We start from the raw sequence: 4887 nt of genomic DNA, 5'->3' as shown, positions 1-4887 counted from the left end.
CACGCCCTCCCGGTCGGTGGTGTGGTCGTCCGCGAAACGACGGTCACCCGTCGCGTCCGGCACGTACTTCACACAGACAACGATCCTCAAGCTCACGGCCTGTCTCCTGTACTGGTCTCGTCCGGCGGCTGCGGCTGTGCAAGCGGGCGCGAACACGGCACGCACCCGCTCCGGGCAGCGTGTTCCCGTGCCGGTCCGGAACTTCCTGGCAGCATACTCGCCGGTAGCTCAGTGGTCACTACTGGCCAGTAGCTTACGCCGCCGGGCCCGGCCGGACGCCCCGCGCGATGCCCGCGACGGCCCCGGAGACCCCGGATTCGGACGAGCGGCGGGACGGCCTGCACTTGCCGTCAGCGCCCATCCTGCCCCAGCCCGCCCCCGGTACCACCTGACGGGGCGGCACGTCGGTGCGCGGGTCCCCCGCCGGAGCGGTCCAGTGCGCCGGTGGCGCCGGTCAGACCGCCTCGCCCAGCGCCGCGATCACGTCCGCCCTGCGCGGCAGCCCGGCCGCCCGGCGCACCACCCGGCCACCCGCGTCCAGCACCAGCACGGTGGGCGTCCGCAGGATCTCCAGCCGGCGGACCAGCTCCAGCCGCGCCTCCGCGTCCAGCTCGACGTGCACGACCCCCTCGACCATGCCCGCCACCTCGCCGAGCACCCGGCGGGTCGCCCGGCAGGGCTGGCAGAAGGCGGTCGAGAACTGGACCAGCGTGGCCCGCTCGCCCAACGGCTCGCCCAGCTCCTCCACGGACAGCCGCACCGCCCCGTCCTTCGTGCGCACCCGCAGCCTCCCGTCGCGCTTGGCCCGCAGCAGCCCGAACGCGCTCGCCACCGCGAGCACGACGACGCACACCACCAACCCGGTCATCCCCCCAGTCTGCGCCAGGGCCGCCCGGCTCCCGCAAGCAGGTCGACCGCCGGGGCCGGACCGCCGTACGATCGCCGGGTGGACTCCGACCGCCCCGCACAGCTGCTGCTGACCACCCGCCTTGTGGTCGACCTGTGCCGGGCCACGGCCTCGCGCTGTCGCTGACGCGCCCCGCCGTCACCACTCTCCCCGCGCCCACTCCCGGAGTCCCCGTGCAGATCGACCCCCGCGGCCCGCGCTTCGCCGCCGTGCTCACCACCCTCGTCCTGATCGCCGTCCTGCTCACCGGCAGCTGGCTTCTGCTCGCCCTCCAAGCCGTCGTCTTCGCCCTCGGCGCCGTCGGGGGCCTGCACCGCTCCCCGTACGGCGGGCTGTACCGCACGCTCGTCCGCCCCCGGCTGGCACCGCCCACCGAGACCGAGGACGAGCGCCCGCCGCGCTTCGCCCAGGGGGTCGGCCTGGCCTTCGCCGTCATCGGCACGCTCGGCTTCCTCACCGGGGTGACCTGGCTCGGCCTGCTGGCCACCGGCTTCGCGCTGGCCGCGGCCTTCCTCAACGCCGCCTTCGGCTACTGCCTCGGCTGCGAGATGTACCTGCTGGTCCGCCGCGCCCAGGGCCGCCTCGACCCCGCCGCCTGAGCCCGCCGGGCGACCGGCTTCCGCCCGCTGTCCCCCGGCACCACCGGAAGGTTCCCGTCCGACCCATCACGGAGATCACACCGCCGGATCGCGCCCGGCGACCCGGTTCAGGTGACAGCGGGCACCCGTTCGGGGGATCATCTCCGTGTATCACCCGTGGCCGCCGCGGCGTGCCGCGCCTCCGGTCGGCCCCCACCGCACGGCCCGGGTACCGCCGTACCGGGCCACCAGAGCCCGTGGGAAGTCAGGACTGACCGTGGCTGAGTTCGTGTACCCGCCGGTGATCGGCGCCGCACTGACCGTCTTCCGCGCGCTCGACGTGCGCATCAAGATCGTCGGTGCCGAGAACATCCCCGCCAAGGGCGGAGCGGTCCTGGTGAGCAATCACATCAGCTACCTGGACTTCCTCTTCGCCGGCCTCGGCGCCTACCGCGGCGGCAAGCGCAAGACCCGCTTCATGGCCAAGGACGACGTCTTCCGGCACAGCATCTCCGGCCCGCTGATGCGCGGCATGAAGCACATCCCGGTCGACCGCACCGACGGCCAGCCCGCCTACGAGGCCGCGGTGAGCGCGCTGCGCGCCGGCGAGGTCGTCGGGGTCTTCCCCGAGGCGACCATCAGCCGCTCGTTCATGCTGAAGAAGTTCAAGACCGGCGCCGCCCGGATGGCCTCCGACTCCGGCGCCCCCCTGCTGCCGGTCATCCTCTGGGGTACCCAGCAGCTCTGGACCAAGGGTCGCCCCAAGACCCTCACCAAGCGGCACGTCCCGGTCACCATCATGATCGGCAAGCCGATCGTCCTGGAGCCCGGCGACAAGCCCGTGATGGTCACCCGCCGGCTGCGCGCCGCGATGAGCGAGATGCTGGACATCGCCCAGCGCGAGTACCCCGGCAAGCCGAGCGGCCCGGACGACACCTGGTGGATGCCCGCCCAGCTCGGCGGCACCGCGCCCACCCTGGAGATCGCCGAGGCCGAGGACGAGGCGGAGGCCACCGCCCGGGCCGAACGCCGCGCGGCCCGGGACTGACCGACCGGTCAGCGGCCCGTCGGGGGCCGGCTCACCCGGTCCGTCCCCGGTCCGTCCGTACTGAGGCCCCCCGCGCCCGGCCCCGCCGAACCCGCCTGTGCGCACCCTCCTGTGCGCGGCACCCGACCGGTCCACGCTCGATCCATCCGTGCCCGATCGGTCAACCGGACGGTCGGCTCTTCATACTCCGTGTGACCGACCGGTCCCGGAGCGTCGCGTGTCGCCCGCCCGTCCGCACTCCCGATCTGCCACAGTGACAGCTCCTTCGGGGCCTTGTCCTGCACCAGAGACGGAGATGACACGGCGATGACCGGCAAACGGCAGCTGCCACTCACCACCACGGCCCGTACCCGCGCGGGTGCGGGCCTTCTGCTGGCCGGCGCCCTGCTCACCGGGTGCGGCGCCGAGCCGGGCGAGATCCCGCTCAGCGAGATCCGGTCCGAGCCCCCCTCCGCGAGCCCCACCCCCGAGCCCGCCGTCGCCGTCTCCGTCCCGACCTCCGGCGCCGTGGCACCCGCCGGAGCCGTCACGGCCACCCGGCACAACGGCCTCATCGCCGGCCGGATCTTCCTCGACAGCGCGCACACGACCAGCGCCCTCTTCACCATCGCCTCCGACGGCAGCGGCGACCACCAGCTCACCCAGCCGCCCGCCCAGACCCGCGACGACCACCCCGACTGGTCACCCGACGGCACCACGCTGGCCTTCGACCGCACGGACGGCGAGTCATCCGGCCGGATCTGGACGATCGGCGCCGACGGCGCGAACGCCCACCAGATCGGCCCGCTCTGCGAGGCCGGCGCCCCCGACTGCACCAACGAGGCGGAGGTCACCCCCGCCTTCTCCCCCGACGGCACGCAGATCGCCTTCAGCCGTACCTGGGGCGCCACCGACTCGACGGCCGACCAGATCCAGTACAGCGACCTCTACGCCATGAGCCCCGACGGCACCAACGTCCAGCGGCTGACCTTCCTCACCAACGACAAGCCGTACTCCGGCAGCGTCACCAACCCCGCCTGGTCACCCGACGGCAAGCAGATCGTCTTCTCCTACCAGACCAGCGCCACCGGCCAGCCCGCCAACAGCCGCGCCCTCTACCTCGTCAACGCCGACGGCACCGGCCTGCGCCAGCTCACCCCCTGGGAGCTGCGCGCCGGCGACCGGGCGAACTGGTCCCCCGACGGCAGCCAGATCGTCTTCACCACCTACCCGGCCGGCTCCGACGGCACCCCCGGCGGCGGCATCTACACCGTCCACCCCGACGGCACCGCCATCGGCGCCCTCACTCCCGGCCCGTCCGACGTCTTCTACGGCGCCGCCGCCTACTCCCCCGACGGCACCTCGATCGCCTTCACCCAGGCCCCGGCCAACGGCAACGCCGAGCTGTTCACCATGAAGAGCGACGGCTCGAACGTCGCCCCGATCACCAGCACCACCGACCGCTGGGAAAGCCGGCCGGCCTGGGGCACGGCTGTGGCCCCCTAGCCGGGCGCCGCCCTGTCACGAAGCCGTCGGCTGGGGGCTCATCGCACGCTCGTACAGCTTGTCCCGCGTCCGCTTGAGCAGTTCGGCGGCCTTCTTCTGTGACGCCTGCTCCGCCTTGTCGAGCGCGCCCGGGTAATCCGCGGACATCTCCGTGCCCGCGTCGTAGTCGACGTCGACCGTCACACGCAGGTTCCCGTCGCAGATTCCCGACTTGAAGGTCAGTTGGTCGACCGGCCCGGGGATGGTGTCGGTGAGCGGATGCCGGACCGCCAACCGGTAGCCCTCCTGGCCGAGCCCCCCGCCGTCGGTCTTCTCGAACTTTCGCGTCTCGGTCGGCTTGGGCCCGCCCAGCGGGGACTTGGCGATGTCCGCCTCGACCTCCAGCCAGTGGCAGCCGCGGGCCGCCTCGAAGACGGTCACGTCGATGCTCACCCGCCAGTCCTCCGTTGCCGTTCCGCCGTCGTAGCTGCAGCTGATCGTCTTGGACGGGTCGCTCGCGATCCCCTCGCTCGTCACCGGTATGGAGCTCCTCAGCTGCCCCGGCAGGCCAGGGTCACCCACCGCCGCGCAGAGGTCGCCGACCGTGCGGTACCAGCCGACGTGGCTCGCTTTGCCGTCGGCGCTGTTTCCACCACTGCTGGAGCCGTCGTTTCCGCATGCGGCGAGGAACACGAGGCCGGCAGCCACGAGAGCGGCCGCACCGGTACGGGTAATTCGGTTTCGAGTTGTCACGGCGCCAGGCTAGAGCCGGCGGCCTGTCGGCGTCCCGGAAATGCAAAGAACCCCCGATCCGTGACGGATCGGGGGTTCTTTGTGAATGATTGTTCGGCGGCGTCCTACTCTCCCACAGGGTCCCCCCTGCAGTACCA

The 4887-nt window shown here is 72.6% G+C and carries 5 protein-coding genes and 1 pseudogene; 3 read left to right on the top strand and 3 right to left on the bottom strand.

All coding sequences use genetic code 11. The features are described from left to right. Together ACZ3YO_RS39775 and ACZ3YO_RS39770 are read right to left on the bottom strand one after the other, a co-directional pair. Nucleotides 1–96 (bottom strand): annotated as a pseudogene (locus ACZ3YO_RS39775) (electron transfer flavoprotein subunit beta); the annotation flags it as partial. A 358-nt stretch (nucleotides 97–454) separates the two neighbouring features. After that, nucleotides 455–868: a thioredoxin family protein gene (locus tag ACZ3YO_RS39770; protein WP_465579159.1), complete on the bottom strand. Its 414-nt coding sequence runs from the start codon at nucleotides 866–868 to the stop codon at nucleotides 455–457. 212 nt (nucleotides 869–1080) lie between these two features. Here ACZ3YO_RS39770 and ACZ3YO_RS39765 point away from each other — a divergent pair, with 212 nt between their 5' ends. The 3 genes from ACZ3YO_RS39765 (at nucleotide 1081) to ACZ3YO_RS39755 (ending at nucleotide 4018) form a co-directional block, all read left to right on the top strand. After that, entirely contained in the window at nucleotides 1081–1506 is a 426-nt protein-coding gene (locus tag ACZ3YO_RS39765; protein ID WP_465579157.1) for a DUF4395 domain-containing protein, read from the top strand. Between the two features lie 256 nt (nucleotides 1507–1762). Continuing rightward, nucleotides 1763–2533, top strand: coding sequence for a lysophospholipid acyltransferase family protein (locus ACZ3YO_RS39760; RefSeq protein ID WP_396326162.1), 771 nt, complete (start codon nucleotides 1763–1765; stop codon nucleotides 2531–2533). Between the two features lie 306 nt (nucleotides 2534–2839). Continuing rightward, the gene (locus ACZ3YO_RS39755) at nucleotides 2840–4018 is read left to right on the top strand and encodes a TolB family protein (RefSeq protein ID WP_465579155.1); all 1179 of its coding nucleotides are present in this window, start codon (nucleotides 2840–2842) and stop codon (nucleotides 4016–4018) included. 15 nt (nucleotides 4019–4033) lie between these two features. Here ACZ3YO_RS39755 and ACZ3YO_RS39750 read toward each other — a convergent pair whose 3' ends face one another. Next, complete coding sequence (locus ACZ3YO_RS39750; RefSeq protein WP_465579153.1) at nucleotides 4034–4750, bottom strand: hypothetical protein; 717 nt, start codon at nucleotides 4748–4750, stop codon at nucleotides 4034–4036. Between the last annotated feature and the right edge of the window lie 137 nt (nucleotides 4751–4887).

The sequence above is a fragment of the Kitasatospora sp. NPDC022785 genome (genome assembly GCF_055561295.1).
Note: the sequence above shows the minus strand (reverse complement) of the source record. Positions and strands in the feature narration are given on the sequence as shown.